At 34.6% G+C, this 23,655-nt stretch carries 16 protein-coding genes and 1 riboswitch; of the genes, 8 read left to right on the forward strand and 8 right to left on the reverse strand.

Annotation, left to right across the window (positions count from 1 at the left end):
* Positions 1-11: 11 nt before the first annotated feature.
* Together Cop2CBH44_RS04720 and Cop2CBH44_RS04725 are read right to left on the reverse strand one after the other, a co-directional pair.
* Positions 12-3,137, reverse strand: a complete 3,126-nt coding sequence (locus Cop2CBH44_RS04720; protein WP_200755638.1) for a SusC/RagA family TonB-linked outer membrane protein — start codon at positions 3,135-3,137, stop codon at positions 12-14.
* 811 nt (positions 3,138-3,948) lie between these two features.
* A complete protein-coding gene (locus Cop2CBH44_RS04725; protein WP_021929406.1) occupies positions 3,949-4,857 on the reverse strand; it encodes an AraC family transcriptional regulator in 909 nt (302 codons plus the stop codon).
* Positions 4,858-5,141: 284 nt separating this feature from the next.
* On the opposite strand from Cop2CBH44_RS04725, the gene Cop2CBH44_RS04730 reads away from it, so the two are divergent.
* From Cop2CBH44_RS04730 to Cop2CBH44_RS04750, 5 genes are all read left to right on the forward strand, one after another.
* Positions 5,142-6,632 carry a rhamnulokinase gene (locus Cop2CBH44_RS04730; protein ID WP_021929407.1) on the forward strand — a complete coding sequence of 497 codons (1,491 nt, stop codon included), beginning with the start codon at positions 5,142-5,144 and terminating at the stop codon, positions 6,630-6,632.
* Positions 6,629-7,882 carry an L-rhamnose isomerase gene (locus tag Cop2CBH44_RS04735; RefSeq protein WP_021929408.1) on the forward strand — a complete coding sequence of 418 codons (1,254 nt, stop codon included), beginning with the start codon at positions 6,629-6,631 and terminating at the stop codon, positions 7,880-7,882. The genes Cop2CBH44_RS04730 and Cop2CBH44_RS04735 overlap by 4 nt, the downstream gene beginning before the upstream one ends.
* A gap of 7 nt (positions 7,883-7,889) precedes the next feature.
* On the forward strand, positions 7,890-8,915 hold the full coding sequence (rhaT, locus tag Cop2CBH44_RS04740) for an L-rhamnose/proton symporter RhaT (RefSeq protein ID WP_200755640.1): 1,026 nt from the start codon (positions 7,890-7,892) through the stop codon (positions 8,913-8,915).
* Between the two features lie 188 nt (positions 8,916-9,103).
* Positions 9,104-9,895, forward strand: coding sequence for a rhamnulose-1-phosphate aldolase (gene rhaD, locus Cop2CBH44_RS04745; RefSeq protein ID WP_200755641.1), 792 nt, complete (start codon positions 9,104-9,106; stop codon positions 9,893-9,895).
* A gap of 225 nt (positions 9,896-10,120) precedes the next feature.
* Entirely contained in the window at positions 10,121-10,909 is a 789-nt protein-coding gene (locus Cop2CBH44_RS04750) for an alpha/beta hydrolase (RefSeq protein WP_021929411.1), read from the forward strand.
* 99 nt (positions 10,910-11,008) lie between these two features.
* On the opposite strand, the gene Cop2CBH44_RS04755 is transcribed toward Cop2CBH44_RS04750, so the two are convergent.
* The 4 genes from Cop2CBH44_RS04755 to rd all read right to left on the reverse strand — a co-directional run bounded on the left by Cop2CBH44_RS04755 (position 11,009) and on the right by rd (position 15,040).
* Positions 11,009-12,208, reverse strand: a complete 1,200-nt coding sequence (locus Cop2CBH44_RS04755; RefSeq protein ID WP_021929412.1) for a hypothetical protein — start codon at positions 12,206-12,208, stop codon at positions 11,009-11,011.
* A gap of 319 nt (positions 12,209-12,527) precedes the next feature.
* Positions 12,528-12,731, reverse strand: a riboswitch (cobalamin riboswitch).
* 184 nt (positions 12,732-12,915) lie between these two features.
* Positions 12,916-14,037 (reverse strand): universal stress protein, encoded by a 1,122-nt coding sequence (locus Cop2CBH44_RS04760; RefSeq protein WP_021929413.1) that lies wholly within the window; start codon positions 14,035-14,037, stop codon positions 12,916-12,918.
* Between the two features lie 32 nt (positions 14,038-14,069).
* Positions 14,070-14,336, reverse strand: coding sequence for a hypothetical protein (locus tag Cop2CBH44_RS04765; RefSeq protein WP_021929414.1), 267 nt, complete (start codon positions 14,334-14,336; stop codon positions 14,070-14,072).
* A 539-nt stretch (positions 14,337-14,875) separates the two neighbouring features.
* Positions 14,876-15,040 carry a rubredoxin gene (gene rd / locus Cop2CBH44_RS04770; RefSeq protein ID WP_021929415.1) on the reverse strand — a complete coding sequence of 55 codons (165 nt, stop codon included), beginning with the start codon at positions 15,038-15,040 and terminating at the stop codon, positions 14,876-14,878.
* Positions 15,041-15,306: 266 nt separating this feature from the next.
* Here rd and Cop2CBH44_RS04775 point away from each other — a divergent pair, with 266 nt between their 5' ends.
* The 3 genes from Cop2CBH44_RS04775 to msrB all read left to right on the forward strand — a co-directional run bounded on the left by Cop2CBH44_RS04775 (position 15,307) and on the right by msrB (position 21,441).
* The gene (locus tag Cop2CBH44_RS04775) at positions 15,307-18,213 is read left to right on the forward strand and encodes a PD-(D/E)XK nuclease family protein (protein ID WP_200755643.1); all 2,907 of its coding nucleotides are present in this window, start codon (positions 15,307-15,309) and stop codon (positions 18,211-18,213) included.
* A 136-nt stretch (positions 18,214-18,349) separates the two neighbouring features.
* Positions 18,350-20,203: an SLC13 family permease gene (locus tag Cop2CBH44_RS04780; RefSeq protein WP_200755644.1), complete on the forward strand. Its 1,854-nt coding sequence runs from the start codon at positions 18,350-18,352 to the stop codon at positions 20,201-20,203.
* A 173-nt stretch (positions 20,204-20,376) separates the two neighbouring features.
* Complete coding sequence (msrB, locus tag Cop2CBH44_RS04785; RefSeq protein WP_200755645.1) at positions 20,377-21,441, forward strand: peptide-methionine (R)-S-oxide reductase MsrB; 1,065 nt, start codon at positions 20,377-20,379, stop codon at positions 21,439-21,441.
* Between the two features lie 103 nt (positions 21,442-21,544).
* Here msrB and glmM read toward each other — a convergent pair whose 3' ends face one another.
* The gene (gene glmM, locus Cop2CBH44_RS04790; protein WP_200755646.1) at positions 21,545-22,936 is read right to left on the reverse strand and encodes a phosphoglucosamine mutase; all 1,392 of its coding nucleotides are present in this window, start codon (positions 22,934-22,936) and stop codon (positions 21,545-21,547) included.
* Positions 22,937-22,980: 44 nt separating this feature from the next.
* Positions 22,981-23,523 (reverse strand): DUF4827 family protein, encoded by a 543-nt coding sequence (locus Cop2CBH44_RS04795; protein WP_200755647.1) that lies wholly within the window; start codon positions 23,521-23,523, stop codon positions 22,981-22,983.
* Positions 23,524-23,655: the final 132 nt, after the last annotated feature.

The following is a 23,655-nucleotide window of genomic DNA, read 5'->3' on the forward strand; positions in this document are numbered from 1 at the left end:
AAAAAACTCAATTAGAAAGTCACATTGGCACCTAATGAATAAACAGACTCCCAAGGGTATCCACGCATCATCTGACGATATGAGTTACGGTCTTTTTTATCATAAGGAGTCCATATAGCAATATTATCCATAATGAAAGAGAACTGACAACCTTTCATATTGAGTTTCTTCAACACTTTATTCGGCAAATTATATGAAAGTGTTATATTCTGTAAACGCAAATGTGTGGTATTATATAAAAAACGAGTACTCGTCATTGTCGACTTTGTATCATTATTTACAGACGGTTTAGGATTCAATGCCAAATCGCCCGGTTTCTGCCAACGATCAAGTTGATTGACCGATTGATTTTTCGACAAAATATTCAGACCGTCAGATGTAGCCCGACTCCCAAAATTACCAAAGGCATATCCTCCAATAGTATAATTAAGCATTACCCTTAGGCTAATGCCCCGATAAGCAAATGTATTGGTCATACCTCCAAAAAGTTTTGGGGTAGATGACTTGCCCGGTACTCGATTAGCTTCACTATAAGTACGGGTCACATTTCCATTTTTATCTAACCACAAAGCATGTCCATCTCTAGGATCAACACCTACCCAGCGAACAAGATTATAAGTATTCATATCGTACCCTTCTTTCCATACTTTAGGAGGAAAGCTCTGCTCTATACCATTATACAATTTTAATATTCGATTTTGATTATGTGACATATTCAAATCTGTTACCCACTCAAACGGTCCTCTTATATTCTCAGAAGTAATGGTTACTTCAATACCTCGATTCCTAACCGATCCCATATTACGATATACTCGCGTATCTCCAGTAGTACGTGATACATCCAACTGACTTATCAAATCTACTGTCTTATCATTGTACATTTCAGTCTCTATATCCAAACGGTTCAGTAATTTTATCCTCAGACCTAAATTGGTTTTATAGGTAGTCTCCCAACTCAATTGAGGATTTGCCCCAGATGAGACAACTGCCCCTGACTGCCCATTATAGTTATTACTTTCACTATAAGTGTACAGACCTAATGCTGTCTGACTTCCCAAACGTGAATTACCGTCAGCACCATAGCTGGCTTTTATTTTCAAAATATTCACAATAGATGAATCAAAAAATTTCTCGTTATGAATATTCCAGGAAACTCCAACAGAGCCAAAATTGGCCCATTGTACATCTGAACCAAAATCAGAATCCCCATCACGACGACCGTTCACAACCAAAAAATAACGTCCATCATATGAATAACTACCCTGTAAAAAAAATGACATAGAATGTTTTATCTGTCCTCCACTGGAACCTTTTCGAGTGGCTGCATAAGATATTTCTTTTATATGGTCATTAACAAAACCTTCTCCCGTAGCAGATACCGTATTGTAACCTTTTGACGACATTTCATATCCGAACAATCCTCCAACAGTATGTTTTCCAAATTTTGCATCATAATTAAGTCTGTGTATAGTAGTCCATACCAAAGTATTGGTATGCCCTCGAGAAGAATATCCCTCTATGACACCATCCAAAGAGGCACCCGACCAATTTGACCGAGCATCATAAGTATCTTGGTAACTACTATTAAAGTCTGTACCAAATTGTCCGGTATATTTCAACCCTCTCAAAATATCATATTTCAACAATATATTAGCATTCGCCAAAAATGTACGCTGGCGGTTGTCATTTTGCTCACGTTCTGCAATAGAATTCAAATATTTTACCGTTTTCCAAACAGGTTCTCCTCCGGTTACCGAACTATCCACATATTTATTATACAGACGCAACGTATGACCATCTAAATCATAAGGAGAGTAAATAGGCAACATCTGATAATAGTCATCACTGGGAACAAACAATTCGTTAATATTATATGATGTCGACAAATTGAAACTAAGAGAAAGTTTCCTGTGTAATTGTATGTCATTGTTGGCCCGCAACGATGCCCGATGTCCTAAATTCCCTTTTACTGTAAGTTGATCCCGATAATAGGAACCTGAAATATAATATTTTGCTCTATCTGACCCACCTCTGGCTGAGAGTCCAGCCTGTAAATAATGCCCTAATCCGTAATATTCTTTTAGCCAATTAGTATCGGTAGTACTATACTGATTTAATTCATTATCTTGAAAAGGAAAATATTTCATATCAATACCGGCATTCCGAAAAGATTCTTTAGCCAATGTCATATATTGTGATGCGTTCAATGTTTTGAAATAAGTACTCTTATTTACATGAGATATCCCATAACGTACCGATACATCAAATTGAGGTTTACCCTTATATCCACCCTTTGTTGTAACAAGAATCACACCATTGGAACCATTAGCTCCATAAATAGCAGTGGCTGAAGCATCTTTAAGAATAGTAATAGAAGCAATATCATCTGGGTTAATAAAAGACAAAGGACTTATAGAATAATTCATCCCCGGAATTTGATTGGTGCGATCACCAGTATAGATAGGAGTACCATCTACAACCCACAAAGGTTCATTTGATGCTGATAATGAAGATTCACCTCGAATACGAACATCATAGCGTGAGCGAGTACTGGATGCCAAATCGGTATTTACATCAACTTTTAATCCCGGGACGATACCATCAAGCAAATTATCAATACGGTTCATCGGAAGATTTTTAAGTTGCTTGTCATTTACCTGAAATGCACTACTCACTAAATCAGCTCTTTTCTGTACTGTTCCATAGGCCCCCACAATTTCAACATCTTCCAATGCAATAGAACCCGGTTCAAGAATGACATTGATGTGAGTCTGTTTACCTATCGTAACCTCTTTCGATTCCATTCCCAAAAAAGAAAATACCAACTTCGAAGAAGGACCACCAACTACAGTTATACGATAATTTCCATTTATATCAGTAGCAGTAGCTTTATTTTTCATTCCTTTCACAGCCACTGTGACACCCGGTAGCGGAGATTTTGTGTTATCAAATACCTGCCCCGTAACAACAAATGCAACATTTGTTACTTTTTGCTGGCTAATGGATGAATTTCCACCGGAATCGGAAAATTGAGACGCTTTTACCACCGCAATGTTGGAATATATTCCCAATAATAATACAGCAATGCTTACATTACACTTTAGAAAAAACTTTTTTCGAGACACTATTTTTTTCATACCTGTTATGGTTAATCTGTCTTTGAAAACTCGATGCATAAATATGCAATTCTTTTTAGTAATAGGTCAGTCCCTATTAGTAAAACCCGTCATTATATACATATATAATAAAGAAAAAAAGAAATTTTCACACCCTAAATTTCTTTATTTTCATTTTTTATACACATGTTAATCGATACAAATGTAGTTGTATTTTTTTTAATAACAATACATTTTGCCACAAAATATCAATTATTCACCAATTTAAGTTTCAATTTATAAGAAAAGAACTGATTATTTCTATTTCTAAAATAGTAAAATAGGAATAATTTTTATACAAATAAATACAAAATATTTATAATAAAAAAGCTGAATTTAAGGTCATTTTTTAATAATTTATATCATATATATACATAAACCAATAAATAAATTTCCTTATATATAAATATTTATTTATCAAAAATTTATATATCAATATAAAAAGATATTTTTATAATATAGTTTTATAATTTAGTATTTATATTTATATGATTATACATACATATTTTATTCTCAAATATGATACTTTTCTCATAGAATAGAATTATAATAATAATAATATCATATAAATATAACTTTTCCCCAATAAAATATGAAATCCAATAAATATTAATATTATCTTGATATTTTCTTATAGACAACCATTCTTTACTTTTATATAAGCTATTTAGTCAATCAATATTCTAATTAATATTATTTTTAATTGTTACAAAAACATATTATCAAACACTACTTAAATACTTTATCAAGACACATGTGTATCTACTACGTTAAGATATATAAATTAATCTCTTTAATTTTCTATATTTTCTTTTTTATCTACCCTAAACGTACGTCGATAACTGACCGGAGTATAATCAACCTGCTTTTTAAAAATCTGCGAGAAATAGGAAAGATTATCAAAATTCAAATAATAAGCTATTTCTTTGATACTCATATCTGTATTTGCAAGTAGTTTTTTTGCTCTCTGAATTCGAAGTTCTATTATATATTGTGCTGGAGAGAAACCTGTATATTCTTTAAACTTTTTACGAAACCACGAATAACTCATATTCACTTCTCGAGCTATTTCCTCCGGAGTAACAGGATTCAAAATTTTCTCATGCATTATAATTTTAGCCTGATTGATTTGCTCTATAAGATTGCTTTCTGCGAAATATTGATTGCGGTCATAATACATAGTCATACCCAAAAGCAAATTGGCTATACCAGCCAAATATTGCTGATGAGCAACACGTTCAGAATGAGCAACACGTATAGCTTGCTCATACAACTCTACCACATCATCTCTTAAACCGATGTGATAAAGTACCTGCTCAGAATCAAAAAAATTATTGGTAAACCGGCTATCAATATTACGACCGTGAAAACCAATCCAATACTCGTGCCACCCAGTTTTTTTATCAGGGCTATAACTATGCCACACGCCCGGCTTAAGTATAAGTATATCTCCCGCTTTTATATCGATTTTCTGTTCTTTAGTTGTATAATAGGATCCCTGACCGTACGCTATATATAATAACTGATAAGTTTCGAGAACTCTCCCCTGTCGAAGATTAAAATAAAATTCTTCAGGATGACCATTGTCAGGAGGATACATTGTATAACCAGATTGAATTACTGCCTTTCCAACAGTATTCACAACAATCCCCCAATTTAAATCTCTATCACTACTTATCAGATATTTATGTGTGTTTTCCATCTCTTTCATATCTTACACTCCAATAATGGCAGACAGCCAATTTTAGATTTTACTTCACTATATTTTTAGTATTCCATTTTTTATCGTCACAAAACAATATTTTCATCACTCTTAATATAGAATTCATGACCTTTTGTTATTTCGAAAACAGAAAATATAGGCCTCCCAATATCGTCATACAAATGTATTCAAATAAAATCAAAAAACAACATATTAGCGTCATATTCTGAAATACAGCCAATGGAAATAACTGTATATTTGTCAAATACAATAGAAAAACACATATGAAGATAAATCATTTTTTAGCATTTGACTTAGGAGCTACCAGTGGACGCACTATTTTGGGAACATTGTGTGACGGAAAACTGGAAATAAAAGAACTCACTCGTTTCCCAAATCGTCTGTTACGTCTCGGGGATCATTATTACTGGAACATCTTTTCTTTGTACGAATCTTTAAAAGAAGGATTAGCTACTGCAGCAAAAGAAAATGTTTGCATAACATCAATAGGAATAGATACTTGGGGAGTTGATTTTGCTTTTATTGGGAAAGACGGTTCTCTAATGGGACTACCCTATGCCTATCGTGATCCTCATACTTTTGAAGCTTGTACAGAATATTTTGAGAAAATCATTCCCCGTGAGGAAGTTTATAATCGTACCGGTATACAGATTATGAATTTCAACAGTCTGTTTCAGCTCTATGCACGACATCGAGAAGAGGCATCTCAGCTGGCATCAGCAAAGCATTTATTATTTATGCCTGATGCCTTATCTTACTTGTTATGTGGAGAGATGGTCACAGAATATACAATAGCCTCAACCTCCCAATTATTAAATGCTCATACCCGGACGTTTGACACAGATTTACTTAAATCAGCGGGAATTTCTACATCAATGTTTAACAAGATAGTAATGCCTGGTACTCAAATTGGGACCTTACGTCCAGAACTCGCAGAAGAGACCGGACTAACACATATCCCAATCGTTGCAGTAGCAGGACATGACACAGCTTCAGCCATTGCCGCCATTCCGGCTTCGAATCGCAATTTCGCATATCTAAGTTCCGGCACATGGTCACTCATGGGAATTGAGGTTTCCTCCCCTGTCATCAATAAAGATACTTATCAAATGAATGTCACGAATGAAGGAGGCGTAGAAGGGACTATCCGTTTGCTAAAAAACATTACAGGCATGTGGTTGGTCGAGCAATGTATGAAAGAATGGGAAAAAGCAGGAAGAACATATAACTACTCAGAAATGGTCTCTTTAGCAGAAAAATCCGAACCATTCAGGTGTTTTATAAATCCAGATGATGCCATATTTGCCAACCCGGAAAGCATGACTGAAGCTATAACTGAATATTGTATCCAAACTGGTCAAACTCCACCCTCAACTGATGCCGAATATTTCAGAACGATATTTGACAGTTTAGCTCTAAAATATCGAGAAGTATTAGGTCATTTACAATCTTTAGCTGACTTTCCAATAGAAAAATTACATGTTATCGGAGGAGGTTCCCGTAACCGTCTATTATCACAAATGACAGCCAATGCTATCGGTATACCTGTAATTACTGGGCCTTCAGAAGCTACGGCCATCGGTAATGTCATGCTACAAGCCAAGGCTGCCGGTTTAGTATCTTCATTACAAGAAATGCGTAATATTATCACCCAAACTGTAACCCCTGAAACGTTCCTGCCGGAAGATTGCGAATCATGGAATAACGCGTATTATAAGTATATTAATATTATCACAAAAAAACAATCATTATGAAACAAGAAAAAATCAACAGAAACTACGAAATAGCTCGTGAACGATTTGCCGAATTGGGAATAGACACTGAAACTGCCATATCTGCCTTACAAAAATTATCTTTGTCTTTACACTGCTGGCAAACAGATGATGTTTCTGGCTTTGAAAATCCTGATGGAAGTCTCTCAGGAGGAATCCAAGCTACAGGAAACTATCCCGGAAAAGCACGTAATATAGATGAGGTAAGAGCAGATATCGAGAAAGTAAATACTCTGATTCCAGGCAACCATCGATTGAGTCTACATGCCATATACGGAGACTTTAAAGGGAAAAAAGTAGACCGCAATGAAATAGAGCCGGAACATTTTCAAAGTTGGATAGATTGGGCCAAGCTCAACAACATGAAACTCGATTTCAACAGCACAAGTTTTTCGCATTCAAAAAGCGGTAATCTATCTTTATCCAATCGCGATAAAGGTATCAGAGACTTCTGGATAGAACATACTATACGAAGCCGACGCATTGCTGATGAAATGGGCCGTCAGCTAAAGAGCAAAGCTTGTCATAATTTATGGATACACGACGGCTCAAAAGATATTACGGTAGACCGTTATCTTTATCGTTCACTATTAAAAGATTCCTTGGATAAAATTTTTGAGAACAAATTTACAAATGTAAAAGACGCTGTAGAGTGTAAATTGTTCGGAACAGGACTGGAAAGTTTTACTGTAGGTTCCCACGAATTCTATATGGGCTACGCTATGAAAAATGGACTGATGGCAACTCTTGATATGGGACATTTCCATCCAACAGAAGAAACTTATGATAAAATTTCATCTCTCTTGCTTTTCTCTCCAGAAATTATGCTTCACGTGAGCCGTCCTGTTCGTTGGGATAGCGATCATGTTGTAATTCTAAACGACAGCGTACAAATGTTGGCACAAGAAATTATATGGGCCAATGCTCTCGAACGTGTCAATGTCGGTCTCGACTATTTCGATGCATCTATCAATCGTATCGGAGCTTATGTTATCGGCATACGTGCTACCCAAAAAGCATTTTTACAAGCCTTACTTACTCCAATCAAAAAACTACGCGAATATGAAGCATCAGAGCAAGGATTTGAACGATTAGCTTTATTGGAAGAATCGAAAACTTTACCATGGAATGACGTATATAACTATTTCTGCATGCTCAATAATGTTCCTGTTGCTGAAGATTATATCTCAGAAGTAGAAAAATACGAAAAAGAAGTAACTTCTAAGCGTTGATTTAAATATGGAAATTATAAAAGGATTATTAATCATAGCTATCGGCAGCTTGGGCCAATCCAGCTCATACGTTCCGATCAAGAAAGTCAGGAAATGGAGCTGGGAAAGTTTCTGGCTTGTCCAAGGGATTTTTGCTTGGTTGGTATTTCCTCTGATAGGTATGCTAATAGCAATACCTCACGACGTAAATCCTTTATTGCTATTGGAAAGCGGAGGAGCTGGAGCTGCTATTATTTACGGAATGCTATGGGGTATAGGTGGCCTTACTTTCGGATTGAGCATGCGATATTTAGGTGTGGCTTTGGGACAATCAGTTTCCTTAGGAACTTGTTCGGCTTTCGGAACTCTTTTCCCCGCACTATTTGCTGGTACTGACCTTTTACGAGGAGATGGATTAATCCTACTACTGGGTGTTATAATAACATTAACCGGTATCGCAATCATCGGCTACGCCGGAACCCTGCGCTCCCAAAATATGAGTGAAGAAGAAAAACGTGCTGCTATTAAAGACTTTGCATTGACCAAAGGACTGGCTGTTGCATTGTTGGCCGGAATAATGAGCGCTTGCTTTGCCTTAGGACTTGATACAGGAACACCTATCAAAGAAACAGCTATAGCCAATGGAGTCCCCCCACTTTATGCAGGGCTACCAGTGATTCTTATTGTCACATTAGGCGGATTCATCACAAATGCGACATATTGCATATACCAAAATATAAAGAACAAAACAGGAAAAGATTATTTCAATGTAAATATTTCTGTTTTACTCAACAACATATTGTTCTGTGCTTTGGCAGGGTTATTATGGTATTCGCAATTCTTTGGTTTAGAAATAGGAAAAACATTTCTTACTTCATCGCCTGTATTACTGGCGTTCTCCTGGAGCATATTGATGTCTCTGAATGTGGTATTTTCCAATATGTGGGGCATAATCCTGAAAGAATGGAAAGGATGTAATCCCAAAACTGTCACCGTATTGATTTTGGGACTATTTATATTGATATTTTCTATATTCTTTCCATCTTTATTTTAAAGCTCATTACTGAATTTATAAAAATATTTTTAGTAATTTCAGCTCACAATGACAGCAAAATTCTTTCTCAGGCAAAAAGTTTGTAAAACAAAGAATAACGCTATTTAAAATAACAGAGAAAAAAGTATTTTTTGAAAACATCAAATTTTATAATTACAATTTTATATATTTTAATTTCATAATATTATATGAACTATAATCAAAACATAAATAAAGCAATCGGCTTAGTTTCTGAAATTGCCGGTTATCTATGGGATAGAGGTTGGGCCGAAAGAAACGGTGGCAATATCTCGTACAATATTACTGATGCTATTGATGACCAAATACGTACGTTGAATGCAATAAGTGAAAAATACGAGTTGCCCCAGACTATGGAAAACTTGAAAAATAACTTCTTTATCGTTACCGGTACAGGATGCCGCATGCGTTATGTACATTCTGACCCGATGAATAATGCTGCAATTATACGTATTTCTGCCGATGGAACATATTATGAAATCATAGCTGAAAAGAATATTAAGCCTACCTCTGAGTTGCCGTCTCATTTACTAATACATAATGTCATACTGGGAAAAGGACGCAAAATCAAAACGGTAATCCATACTCACCCCATTGAACTAGTGGCTATGACTCATAATTCCGATTTCTTAGGAAAAGATGTATTAAGTAAATTGCTCTGGAGTATGATTCCTGAGACACGAGCTTTTTGTCCTAAGGGCGTAGGCATTGTACCATATGCCCTCCCCGGCTCAATGGAATTGGCACAAAAAACAGTAGAACAACTCGACGATTATGATGTCGTGTTATGGGAAAAACATGGGGCCTTGGCTATAGGTGAAGATATTCTCGAGGCGTTTGATATGATAGACACACTAACAAAATCGGCTAAGATATACGAATCAGCCTGTTCCATGGGGTTCAAACCCAAAGGCATGAGTGATGAACAAATGGATGAATTGAAAAGAGTTTTCAATTTGTAACGTACCTAAAAGTAAATTATCATAAAAAATACCAGCCTCAACAATAAAATTGAAGCTGGTATTTTTCCAATTTTATAAGTAAGTAGTAAAACATTTATACACAGAAAAATTTTCAATAACTCATATCCAAATCTATCAACAGATAATCATACAATTAACATGAAAACAAAAATATTGATTTTTATCTTTTATTCTTTTTGTATCATAACTGCAAAAAGCCAACAAATGCAAATAGAAAAAATATGGCCGAATGGTCCAAAAGAATTAAATGGCCTGACAGAAACAACAAATGGGAAACCCACTGATACCCCCCAAGAAGCCTTATTGTATATTTACTCTCCAGAAAAGAATAAAAATAACGGCAAAGCTGTGATTTTTTGTCCTGGAGGAGGATATGGAGGATTGGCCATTGATCACGAAGGTCACAAATTTGCCCAGTGGTTAGTTAATAACGGATATACAAGTATAGTTCTAAAATACCGGTTGCCTAACGGAAACAAAAATATACCTTTAGCAGATGCTCAAGAGGCTCTGAAAATAATAAGAAATAAAGCAGATGAACTAAATATACATCCTCAGAAAATCGGTATAGCCGGTTTTTCAGCAGGTGGGCACTTAGCATCAACAGTAGGGACTCACTGGTCTGATACTTCAGTAAGGCCTGATTTTATGATTTTGTTCTATCCAGTTATCAGTACACAAAAAGAATATGCACACAAAGGATCTTTTACAAATCTATTAGGTACAAATTTTTCAGAATCAGACCGTAAAGCTTATTCAAATGATAAACGCATTACACCCAGAACACCAGAAACATTATTGATGTTAAGTGATGATGATACAACTGTTGTGCCGATGAATAGTATTTTATTTTATGAAGCACTCAAAAAGAATAATGTAAATGCTACCATGTATATTTTTCCTGAAGGGAAACATGGTTGGGGATTCAACCATCAATTCCGTTATCACGAATTGATGAAAACTTTATTATTGGACTGGCTCGGTCGATTTTGAATATCTTTTCAACAAGTTACAAGATTTATAATGGTAAAATACTATAATTCAGATTTTCTAAAATGCTTATTCAATATATAAGCATTTTAGAAAAATCATTTATTCTTCTCCTATCTCAATCCGAGCTCGATAATGAGTATGAGATGTTATAGGAGCCAATGAAAAATAACCTTTTTCAATTTTCCCCTCGGAAACAATCAAAGGTGACTTGGATTGTCGCATTTGATGGTCTTTCCATAATTGTGCAGAATCAGGATAATAATCAACATAATAATTCCCTATCGACCAATCATTTACATATCTATCATAAAAAATACGGGCTACCATCCCCATATTCATCCTCAAGTTCATCTCAACACATGGATGCAAATGATATATTCCATTTCGATTATATATCATCATATCAATCCCTAAATACCCTCTATAAAACATACCGATAAGTGAGGATAATAAATCAATATAAGCTTTTTGCAACTGTTCTATCTGGTAATTCTTTATTCCAAATTGCAATATTTCAGCAAGAATCATCTCATCCGATGCCAAAAGATTACTTTTATACACACCTTTCGCGTCTGTCGTAAATAATGAATAACCAGCAAAAGAAACAGTACCAGCCCCATCGCTAAAAAATTCCATGGCAAAATCTCTGACTTTTTCATAAAAAGGCTCTCCTATAACCATTCCCTGACGTTTAAGAATACCATTACTCCATCTTTCAAGAGTTGTATCATATACTCCACGTCCCCAACTCAACCCTTTTCCACTGCCAGACCAAGGAGCTTTTAATACTGTCTTAGGCGCATTTTTTATGAAGTCCCGAACTTCGCTTGCTGCACATAGTTTTACGGGTAACTGATACGGAATATCTGAATAACCATAATCAATTAACGAAGAAAGTATGGCTATTGTAATTGCCCGATGAGATAATCTTTTTAACTGAGATAGGCTATCATGAGTCGGCAAATGACAAGAATCTATTCCCCAACGGTTCAATCTGCAAACTATTTCGGGGCTCCATCCCCAAGGTACAATACTTGATATATTTTCATACAGCTTTATTTCCTCCGGTAAAAGTAAACTCGGAAACAATCCGAATTGTTTTAATAAACATTGTGCATTGTATCTATAACCTGCATCCGGACATAAAACATAATCATTTGCCCCCGCATACCACATCGGAAGCATGGACAAATCATAAGCTATAGACCTTGCCTTAGGTGGAGCCATATAATGCATCCCTCCATTTGCAATTGCCAAATCATTCTCCGGATTAAAAATATAAAGTTCTTGTTCCATCATAAAAGATAACTTTACTCACTTTCTGAAACAAAAATAATGATTCTCCAGACAGGTAAAAAATATATGAAATATTTTATCTATCTGTTACCATTCAGTTAGAAGCATCCCCTAACTACATCTAAAAGAAAAAAACAAAAAGCCGGTCATAATACTTCAATTATAACCGGACTTTCTACTGCAGATTGTAAAAACAAAGCAATATGAATAGGACATATTACTTACTACCTGAAACATAGATTTCATACAGAGTAACTTCTGTACAACTTTCATTATATACAAAATTTATATCTTAAAGATATCGAAGCTTATTCCTCGTAAACTTCTAAAAAAACGTATGGCAGGTCTTCTGACTGACTCCGGTTTCGATAGCCTTCCCATTTAAATAAAAACAGTGGCACAAGTATTTATCGCAACCTTTTATAAGGAGATCACAGCAGCGGGACTGTCCGGGATTTGCACCCGATTCCCTTTTAATCATATATCACTGAACAGTGATATACGAACCATTCGGAGCAAATATAATACTCTTTTCGGAAAAATAGAATAAAGTCTACCACTTTATTTATTATATACACACATTTTACAGCACATCCCCAAAAACTACAAACGATTTTTTGAAACTTCTATAATATCGAACAAAGTAAAAAATAAAGAAGGAGCTACCCGACTAAAGGAACTCCTTCTTTCTATCTTTAATTAGATGACATTTAAGATGGTAACACTAATAACGGTGTATCGGCATGGAACAACATTTTATGCGCAATACTCGGATTGAATAACCGGGCAAAAATATTGCGTTTCCGATTAGCAATAGCTAAAACATCAATTTTTTCTTTACGTACCAAAGTTTCTACTCCATCGAGAAAACCCGCACCATCAATCAATGTATAACTTGCCTCTCTACCCGGATATTGTTTTCTAAAATAATCCTTTATACCTGCCAGTTTTATTTCATTCCAAGTATCCTGTTTTGTAGTCATGTGCACAAATGTTATCTTAAAGTCAAAACTTCCGAACAATCTCATAAATGTATCGAGAGCTATCAAATCTTGCTGATCAAAACTGGTAAAAAATGCCATATTATTTACCTCGTCAATCATTGTAAACGGTACATTTTCTGGAATTGCAAAAACCGGAAATTTTGTAGAATCAAGAACTTCTGCCGTTACACTTCCTATCAAATCTATCTCCTTTTGATTTTTTCCTCTCGTTCCCATTACAATCAACGTAGGATGATATTCCTTACTAAAATGATTAATCTCATCTTCAGGTATACCTTCACGCAAAGTATAATCAAAATCAATATCTGGTAACAGCCCTTCTTTTATCTGATTATGTAATGTCTCTGTAAAAGTTTTCATCTCCTTAGATACTCTATCCTGTACTTGTTTAAGAGCTTCATCCTCACTTACCTCATACGTAAACGCATCCGTAACAGGAATAGCTCCCGGAAAATAAGGGCTAAAATATGCATGGAGCAACATTATCTTTGCATCGATACTTTTTGCAAAATCAAAACCTATCTGGCAAGCTTTAAGAGAATAATCAGAAAAATCAATAGGAATAAGAATACGTTTAGGATGATGTACTGTCTGTAATTCGGATTCGGTATCCTTTTCTTCAAAAATAGAATATTGTTCCAAAATCTGCAAGGCGTGAGGCAAATCTCTCTCTCTAATTCTTACACGTACTCCCGATGAAATGACAGGCTGAATCAAGTTTACATTTTGAATAGCTACCGGTATATCCTCATTCTCAAGAATGCCTTTTATAATCTGAGCTTTCTCATATGTATAAATGGCAATGGTTATTAATCTGTCCTCATCCATAACGGTATCAATTTTTAAGTTGTTTTTTTAATTTATTTTTCGGCTGAACAATTCTCCTCCTGAAGAATATTCATTGCCATATCATAAATAGTTGTATTATCAAGAACGACAATACCCCCATCCGGACCCGGCTCAATGTGTAAACCACAGTTTTTACCAAATTCGTAATTATTACCTCCAAAATAATTGCGAACAGTTTGAACGGTTACATTCAACTCGTCTGCAATTCTATGCATCGAACCGTCGGGTAAACAATCTTTGATACGACGAAGTTCATTAAATGTTATAGTCTTTGTCATAATTGTAAATGTTTTAAATGGTTTATAGCTATGGTTTATTTTTTTATTCGCATTAAATTTAAGTTCAAAAAATGGTATTTCCAAATTTTATATAACATTTTTATCAGGACAACAAGAAATAATAATAAAGTTCCATTTATAATAAAAATACGACTTCTATTCTGTATTGTCTTAATCTATTACATATCATCACCATATATTTTTCTGTTACCATAATTATATATATCTTAATATAAATATCAAGAATCTGTTTAGATTTTCCAATAAGAGTAATTCAGTCAAGTCTCTTTTCTCTTTCTTTCGGGCTATTTTCCTTCTTGCATTCGTCAAATAGCCCACTATCATTCTCATAAAATCAGAAAAATATCCTCAAAAGAAATTCTCAAAGCATACCTAAGTAAAAGTTAAACTGACTCTGAAATCCTGTACATAATTTCAGTAAATATTTTGAAATGCCGTCTTTAAGCTCTATTTATAAAAAACTGCTCTTACATATAAAATATATAAGAGCAGACAATACATTTCATTTTTCTTAATTATCACTCTTCCAGTAACTCAAAATCATCTTTTCCAACACCACAAACCGGACAAACCCAATCTTCGGGAATATCTTCAAATGCAGTTCCGGGTTCGATTCCTCCTTCCGGATCTCCAATTTCCGGGTCATATACCCAGTCACAAACAGTGCAAATATACTTCTTCATAATTCAATAATAAATTAAAACTATTTTATATAACAAATAAATCTGAAATTTGTTAGAACATATTCGATATCTTTTCATACATCTAACCATATTCCTATTCGAAAACTGAAACTTTATATAATCAAATATAAAAATTAATTTTGATATCTCGAATTCAGATGTCATTTAAATTTTTCTATTTTACTTATAAATCTATATACTTAAATAATAATGATATATTAATTGCCGATTTTAGTTATTTTTGTAATACTAAAAATAAAAATAGGATGACACCCTTTTTATATCGTATTGCCGAGACCTATTATAAAGAAACTTCTGGAAACTTATCAGATATTGCTTTTGTTTTTCCCAACCGACGAGCTGGTGTATTTTTTCAGAAATATATTGCTCAAGTTGCAAAAAAACCTATATTTTCACCTCCAATACTAACTATCAGCGATTTGTTCTGCCAGTTTAGTCCGTATTTACAAGCAGACAGGACAAGTATGCTTTTTATCCTGTATCAAAAATTTCAGGCACTCAGTCTTTCTAATGAGTCTTTCGATGATTTCGTATTTTGGGGGGACATGTTACTCAACGATTTCGATGATGTAGATAAATATGTAGCCAATCCAGAACAACTATTCAGAAACATAAAAGAATTAAAAGAAATAGATGAACTATTCGATTATCTTACTCCAAACCAACTAGATGCTATACGACAATTTTGGGGTAACTTCATTCCGATAAACGAAAGCCGAAAAAAAATGGAGTTCTTGGCAATATGGGAACTTTTGTATCCATTATATTGTGCTCTCCGAGAAGAATTACAGAAAAAGAATATAGCCTACGAAGGAATGATATTCAGAGATGTAGCAGAAAAGGCTTTATCAAAAAAATTGAACAACATACCATATCGACGTATCGTTTTTATAGGGTTGAATGTATTAAGCAAATCGGAGGAAATCGTTATGTCCCGACTACGAGATATGGGGATAGCAGATTTTTATTGGGATTATTATTCTCCTCTTGTCTGTGATAAATATAATAAAGCTTCTTTTTTCTTATCAGAAAATAGATTAAAATATCCATCACAATATGATATATTTGAAACGGATGAAAATACGGACAATCTCTCCCAAATAGAAATTATCGGTATTCCTTCTGCTGTCGGTCAAGCAAAACAGGCTTGCAAAATACTGTCAGAATTACTGAAAAATAAAGATATCCCTAATCCTGAAAAGGCAATAAATACAGCAATTATTTTACCTGATGAACATCTTTTGTTGCCTATGTTATACTCTGTTCCCAAAGAGATAGACCCTATAAACGTAACAATGGGATATACTCTATCTAATACCCCTGTAGCCGGACTAATGGAAGAAATCTTCGACCTACAGAAACACCTGCGTCTCATCTCCGGTCAACCATACTTTTACCATCGTAAAGTATTATCTCTTCTTTCTCATCGATATATAATGATTTCAGGAGAAAAAATAATACTCGAACTCAGTAACTATATACGAAAATACAACCGGGTATTTATACCTGTAAATGATCTGGCAAAAAACGAATTATTAAAACGAATATTCACACCATTGACCAATGCACAAGAAGCTGCCGACTATCTTATTTCAATTCTCGAATATTTACAACAAGAGCATTTTTTTACTTCCAAAGCTAATGACGAAAAAGAAAATAATAAACTGACTCCTCTTGAAAAGGAATTTTTATATCATTATTACATTACTGTAAACCGATTGAAGGAGGTTATGACTGAATATAAAACGGGAATGAATGTAAGCACTTTTTTCAGATTACTAAACAAAATGGTCAACAACATCACTATTCCTTTCCGAGGAGAACCTTTATCGGGATTACAAATAATGGGTGTACTTGAAACTAGAGCTTTGGACTTCGAAAATCTGATCGTATTATCGATGAATGAAGGTATATTCCCCGTGAAAAAAGTAGCAAACACCTTCATCCCATATAATTTGAGAAAAGGATTCGGTCTTTCAACTTCAGAACATCAAGATAGTATATATGCCTATTATTTCTATCGAATGATTTACAGGGCAAAAAAAATATTCCTTATCTATGACACACGCACTGAAGGAACCGACATAGGAGAAATGAGCAGATATATATATCAAATGAAATATCACTATCGCCTCCCTTTAAAAGAAAAACTAGTAACTTATGATATTTCAGTAAACGACATCCAGCCTATTTACGTAATAAAAACAGAGAATGTAAAAAAACAACTTGACCGTTTCTTATCAGGTGGTGACCGGGCCTTATCTGCCAGTGCAATAAACACATATATCAATTGTCCTCTACAATTTTATTTGCAATCGGTAGAAAGAGTAACTCCAGATGATGATGTATCGGAAAACATTGAAGCCAGTACTTTTGGAAGCATTTATCACAGGGTCATGGAATGTATATATAATCGATTTAAGGGAAATTTAGTCATGGGTGATGCCCTTGAAAAAATACAAAAAGATGATACATTTCTAACAGGCCTAATAGAATCGGCATTCAATGAATGTTATTACCAAAAGGATGAGCCCCAGCGCTTAACAGGACAAAACTATTTGGTAGGCGAAATCATTCGTAAATATGTAAAAAGGACTCTTTCATCCGACAGAAAACTGACCCCATTCCTTTACATAGAATCCGAACGATTAATAGAAACGGAACATAGTATTTCCCCGAATAAAACAGTTCGATTAAAAGCTTTTATTGACCGAGTAGATGAAGTTAAAGGCAAAGTTCGTATCATTGATTATAAAAGTGGAGCTAAACCCCGTTCCAACTCTGGCAGCAGAGAGATTGTATTCCGTAAAATAGAAGACTTATTCGACAAAAACCTTCCAAACCGACCTAAAGCAATTATGCAGGTTTTTATGTATGCAATGATGTATTCAAAAATAGCGAATGGAAAAAACCTAAAACCTGGAATTTATTATCTCCGTTCATTATTCGAACATAATTTCGACTGGGAGATAAAATTAAAGATTGATAAGACTAATAAAATAATTGAAGACTTTCACGACATATGTTCTGATTTTACAAATCATTTTAACCAATGTCTCAATGAAATCTTCGATGAGAATATTCCTTTCACACAAACAAACGATTTAAAAACTTGTGAGTATTGTGACTTTGCATCTATATGTAAACGATAATACAAATGCCATATTTATACTTTTATTCCCTTTTAGAACACTTTTTAGGGTAAAAAGAGAAATCATATTTTTCTTTTTCTTGTTATATTTATACCATAAAATCAGTTATTAATTTTTTTTGGACAAAAAGTATAATATGCTTACATCATTTATTATCCTGGCTCTTTCGGCTGTATTTTTTATCAATGGTAAAATACGTTCAGATTTAGTTGCTCTTTGCTCTCTGATATTGTTAGTTATATTTAATATTTTAACTCCTGAAGAAGCACTATCAGGATTCTCCAACAATATCGTCATTATGATGATAGGCCTATTTGTAGTAGGAGGAGCTATTTTCCAAACCGGACTTGCAAAAATGATAAGCCGTAAAATACTGGAACTCGCCGGACATAATCAATTAAAACTTTTTATCCTCATTATGCTCGTTACTGCAGGTATAGGTGCTTTTGTCAGCAACACCGGAACAGTCGCCTTAATGTTACCTATTGTCGTAAGCCTTGCAGCCAGTGCACATTCCCACCCAGGGCGTTTCTTAATGCCTTTAGCTTTTGCCAGTAGTATGGGCGGCATGATGACTCTAATCGGTACTCCTCCCAACCTCGTCATACAAAATACTCTTACAGAAGCAGGATATGAACCTCTATCATTCTTCTCTTTTACTCCTGTAGGGCTTATATGTATTGCCGTTGGTATCATTGCACTCATACCTTTAAGCAAAATATTTTTATCAAAAAATGAAACTGATAACCAATCGAAACACAACAATGGAAAATCCCAGAAAGAATTGATACAAGAATACCAGTTGATGAGTAACCTTTTCAGAGTTCAGATAACAAATGATTCCCATTTCAATAATAAAACATTACAGAATCTTGATATTGCGAGAAAATATCATATCAATGTTCTGGAAATACGTCGCAAACCTTCAAATCAGCGGTCTTTTTTTCAAACAATAGATCAAATGACCGCAGGCCCTGAAACTGTAGTAAAAAATGGCGATATGTTTTATGTTATGGGTGATTACGGACAAGTTGAACAATTCATAAAAGAAAATCATTTAGAACTGATAGATATTCATATACCTGAAGGAGCTGATATCCCAGACAATATTGACCTTCATGACATAGGCATAGCTGAAATTTTACTAATGCCTAGTTCCAAGTTAATCAATGTTCCTATCAAGGAAAGTGGATTTAGAGAAAAGTTCAACATCAATGTACTTGGAATACAACGTGGTGGAAAATATATTTTACAAAATCTAAAAGATGAAAAAATGCACAGCGGTGATGCTATCCTTGTTCAAGGCACATGGAATAATATTGCCCGTATGAGTGAAGACCAATCAGACTGGGTGGTTGTAGGCCAGCCTGAGGCTGAAGCAGCAAAAGTTACTCTTGACCATAAAGCCCCTATTGCTGCTACCATTATGTTACTAATGATTTTAGCCATGGTATTTGATTGGGTACCAGCCGTTATCGCTGTTATGGTAGCGTCCGTACTAATGATTTTTACTGGATGTCTAAGAAACGTCGAAGATGCCTACCGCACTATCAACTGGGAAAGTATCGTTTTAATTGCTGCTATGTTACCGATGTCTATGGCACTGGAAAAAACCGGAGCTTCTGCACTGATTTCCCAAAACCTTGTCGGTAGCCTTGGTCACTGGGGGCCACTAGCATTACTGGCCGGTATATATTTCACAACGTCATTAATGACTATGGTTATCAGTAATACGGCTACGGCTGTACTTTTAGCACCCATTGCCATGCAATCTGCCATAGGGATTGGGGTAAGTCCTTATCCTTTTTTATTTGCCGTCACTGTAGCTGCAAGTATGTGTTTCGCCTCTCCATTTTCTACTCCTCCCAATGCATTAGTCATGTCTGCAGGAAAATATAGCTTTATCGATTATGTAAAAGTCGGACTGCCATTGCAAATAATCATGGGTATAATTATGATTATAGTACTCCCTTTACTATTCCCATTCTAATATAAACCAATAAATCTACCAATCAAATATAAATACAGATATCGAATCTGTATTTATATTCTTTCTTATTGGTCAAATTTATTCAAAAAAATATTTAATCCAGAAACAAATATTATCTTTCAGCAGTTTATAATATAGAGTATTTATTTCTGAAAAATAATATATAAACTATAATGCTATTAGATAAATTAAAAATAACTTTTACATCCATTATTTTACTTCTATGCATTACAATTGCATGTCATTCACTAAATAATGATAATAAATCAGAGAATATGAAAACAAATAATCTTCGCGAAATATATTTTGCCGGTGGTTGCTTCTGGGGTACCGAGCACTTCATGAAACAAATAAAAGGAGTAAAAACAACAGAAGTAGGATATGCAAACGGAAACACAAGCAATCCTTCATACGAACAAGTCTGCAATGGAAATACAGGATTTGCAGAAACAGTAAAAGTCATTTACAACCCTCAAATTGTAGATTTAGAATTATTGATAAATTTATATCTAAATACAATAGATCCCACCAGTATTAACCGACAGGGTAATGATCAAGGCAGCCAATACCGGACAGGAATATATTACACCGATTCCAGCGATGTTCATACTATAAACAATACAATAAGAAGCATTGCTGGTAAATACAATAAACCAATAGTCGTAGAAATAAAGCCATTACAAAATTTCTATGAAGCTGAAGAATTCCACCAGAACTATTTAGATAAAAATAAGGGTGGATATTGTCATATCAGGCCTGAATTATTTGAATTGGCTCGTAGAGCTAATGAAAAAACAAAATTTAAGAAACCAGATGATAGCACATTACGCTCAATTTTATCAAAAGAACAATATATTGTCACCCAGAAAAATGGCACCGAACCTGCTTTTAAAAACGAATACTGGGATGAAAAAAGAGAAGGTATTTATGTAGATATCACAACCGGAGAACCTCTATTTGTATCTACAGACAAATTTGATTCGGGTTGTGGATGGCCCAGTTTCACAAAACCTATTAAAAAAGAATTGATAAAAGAAAAAACAGATACATCTTACGGAATGAAACGAATCGAAGTAAGAAGCTCTACAGGAGACGCTCATCTGGGACATGTATTTAATGACGGTCCAATAGATAAAGGGGGACTACGATATTGTATAAATAGTGCCTCACTACGCTTTATTCCAAAAGAGGAAATGAAGGCTGAAGGATACGAAGACTATATATATTTATTGAAGTAATATAACCTAAATATGCTTTTCAATAAAACAAAAAAATATGAAGGTATCGACCAGACATTCATTACAAGGTCATACCTTCATATTTTTCATTCTCTATTAAAGATTATTTTGCAACCATTTGGGCTATGACATCCATTACTCCTGCTGCTGTTTTTTCCGCCAATTCAGAAGTAGAAGCCTCAGCATAAACACGGATAATAGGTTCGGTATTCGATTTTCGCAAATGTACCCATCTATCAGGAAAATCGATTTTAACACCATCTATATCCGTCACATCATACTGTATATATTTTTCTTTTACAGCTGTCAATAAAGCATCAACATCAATATCTGAAGTCAATTGAACTTTTTGTTTCGCTATGCTATACGGAGGATATGAAGCTCGAAGTTCACTGACTTTTTTCCCTGATTTTGCCAAATAAGTAAGGAATAAGGCAATCCCTACAAGAGCATCACGTCCATAATGACTCGCCGGATAGATAACTCCCCCATTTCCTTCTCCTCCGATAACAGCATTAGTTTCCTTCATTTTCGCCACTACATTCACTTCGCCAACAGCTGCTGCATTGTACTGCTGACCATAGGAACGGGTAATGTCTCGAAGAGCTCTCGAAGAACTTAAATTGGATACCGTATTCCCTGGAGTATGCTGGAGTATATAATCGGCTACCGCAACCAATGTATATTCTTCTCCAAACATATTCCCATTTTCACAAATCAAGGCTAAACGGTCAACATCTGGATCAACAACAAAACCGACATCAGCTTTTCCTTCTTTCACTACGGAGGCTATCTCTGTCAAATTTTCAGGCAAAGGTTCCGGATTATGAGCAAAATGACCATTTGGCTCACAATTTAATTTTTTTATTTCCTTTACTCCAAGAGCTTCTAAAAGTGCAGGAATAGCTATTCCTCCAACAGAATTTACACAATCAATAGCCACACTAAAATTGGCAGCTTTTATGGCAGCAACATCTACCAAATCAAGAGCTAAAACACTTTCTATATGCTTTTGTGTATAAGAATGATTTTCAATCACCTTACCCAGCTGATCTACTTCAGCGAAAGAAAAGTCTTCATTTGCTGCAATCTGCAAAACTTCATTTCCCTCAACAGCATTTAAAAATTCTCCCTTTTCATTCAGCAACTTCAAAGCATTCCACTGTTTGGGATTATGGCTGGCTGTCAAAATAATACCTCCACAAGCATTTTCCATTGTCACAGCCAACTCCGTTGTCGGAGTTGTAGCCAAACCTATATCTACAACATCAAATCCCATGCCCATTAAAGTACCCGTAACAGTATGTTTTACCATTTCACCTGAAATACGAGCATCACGACCAACAACAATCTTATTAGTCTTCACACTTGTTGTTTTACGAATAAAAGTGGCGTAAGCAGCTGTAAACTTTACTATATCGAGAGGATTTAATCCCTCTCCTGCCCGACCTCCGATAGTTCCTCTAATTCCAGAAATAGATTTAATCAAAGACATAGTAGTTCTAATTTAAGATTATAAACTGTGTGTGTTATTTATTCTTATTGTATACTTTCTCTATAAGTGATATCCCATAATATAGGTTGTACCGCTGTAGCTTCAGACTGGGTCCCTTGCTTTGAAGGAACAATCAACCGAACCTTGGAATTTACACCTAAATATTTTAGAGGTTTTTCTACCCCATATCCAAAATACAGATACGGAGAACTATATCCATAACGAAAACTTCCATTTATTGATGATAATGCTGACATCGTAAGCAAATCTGTACGATCGGCAATAATCTGAATTTCCTCTCCTTCTTTTGCTTTATCATCCATATCTCCAGTAGCTACAACCTGCATATAAACACCTTCATCTAATTTATAAAAAGGGGCACTCGTATCATCCCACTTTCCTCCTGTAGTGATAAAGGATTTTCCATCGTCAGGAATATCAGCAATTTGGTAACTATCTAGAAATTTATTGATAGCATTCTCTTCTTGCTCTAATAATTCAGCATATGTTTTATTATCATCACAAGACAAAAATAAACCCATTGACAAAATAAAAAAGGTTATATAAGAAACACATTTTATTTTCATAAATCAAAGTATATATAATTTGTGGTCAAAAGTAATCATTTGCTATTTATAAAGTCAAATTTTAAAGCAACAAAAATAAATGTTGTATTTATATTTTATGTTTTATTTTAAAAACAGGCTACTTTATAACAA

This window comes from Coprobacter secundus subsp. similis, from assembly GCF_015097275.1.
GTDB lineage: Bacteria > Bacteroidota > Bacteroidia > Bacteroidales > Coprobacteraceae > Coprobacter > Coprobacter secundus.

Bases quoted from the DNA above. Each gene is read 5' to 3' on its own strand.
- Cop2CBH44_RS04720 (WP_200755638.1), bottom strand. From the start codon at position 3,137: ATGAAAAAAATAGTGTCTCGAAAAAAGTTTTTTCTAAAGTGTAATGTA.
- Cop2CBH44_RS04725 (WP_021929406.1), bottom strand. From the start codon at position 4,857: ATGGAAAACACACATAAATATCTGATAAGTAGTGATAGAGATTTAAAT.
- Cop2CBH44_RS04730 (WP_021929407.1), top strand. From the start codon at position 5,142: ATGAAGATAAATCATTTTTTAGCATTTGACTTAGGAGCTACCAGTGGA.
- Cop2CBH44_RS04735 (WP_021929408.1), top strand. From the start codon at position 6,629: ATGAAACAAGAAAAAATCAACAGAAACTACGAAATAGCTCGTGAACGA.
- rhaT (WP_200755640.1), top strand. From the start codon at position 7,890: ATGGAAATTATAAAAGGATTATTAATCATAGCTATCGGCAGCTTGGGC.
- rhaD (WP_200755641.1), top strand. From the start codon at position 9,104: ATGAACTATAATCAAAACATAAATAAAGCAATCGGCTTAGTTTCTGAA.
- Cop2CBH44_RS04750 (WP_021929411.1), top strand. From the start codon at position 10,121: ATGCAAATAGAAAAAATATGGCCGAATGGTCCAAAAGAATTAAATGGC.
- Cop2CBH44_RS04755 (WP_021929412.1), bottom strand. From the start codon at position 12,208: ATGATGGAACAAGAACTTTATATTTTTAATCCGGAGAATGATTTGGCA.
- Cop2CBH44_RS04760 (WP_021929413.1), bottom strand. From the start codon at position 14,037: ATGGATGAGGACAGATTAATAACCATTGCCATTTATACATATGAGAAA.
- Cop2CBH44_RS04765 (WP_021929414.1), bottom strand. From the start codon at position 14,336: ATGACAAAGACTATAACATTTAATGAACTTCGTCGTATCAAAGATTGT.
- rd (WP_021929415.1), bottom strand. From the start codon at position 15,040: ATGAAGAAGTATATTTGCACTGTTTGTGACTGGGTATATGACCCGGAA.
- Cop2CBH44_RS04775 (WP_200755643.1), top strand. From the start codon at position 15,307: ATGACACCCTTTTTATATCGTATTGCCGAGACCTATTATAAAGAAACT.
- Cop2CBH44_RS04780 (WP_200755644.1), top strand. From the start codon at position 18,350: ATGCTTACATCATTTATTATCCTGGCTCTTTCGGCTGTATTTTTTATC.
- msrB (WP_200755645.1), top strand. From the start codon at position 20,377: ATGCTATTAGATAAATTAAAAATAACTTTTACATCCATTATTTTACTT.
- glmM (WP_200755646.1), bottom strand. From the start codon at position 22,936: ATGTCTTTGATTAAATCTATTTCTGGAATTAGAGGAACTATCGGAGGT.
- Cop2CBH44_RS04795 (WP_200755647.1), bottom strand. From the start codon at position 23,523: ATGAAAATAAAATGTGTTTCTTATATAACCTTTTTTATTTTGTCAATG.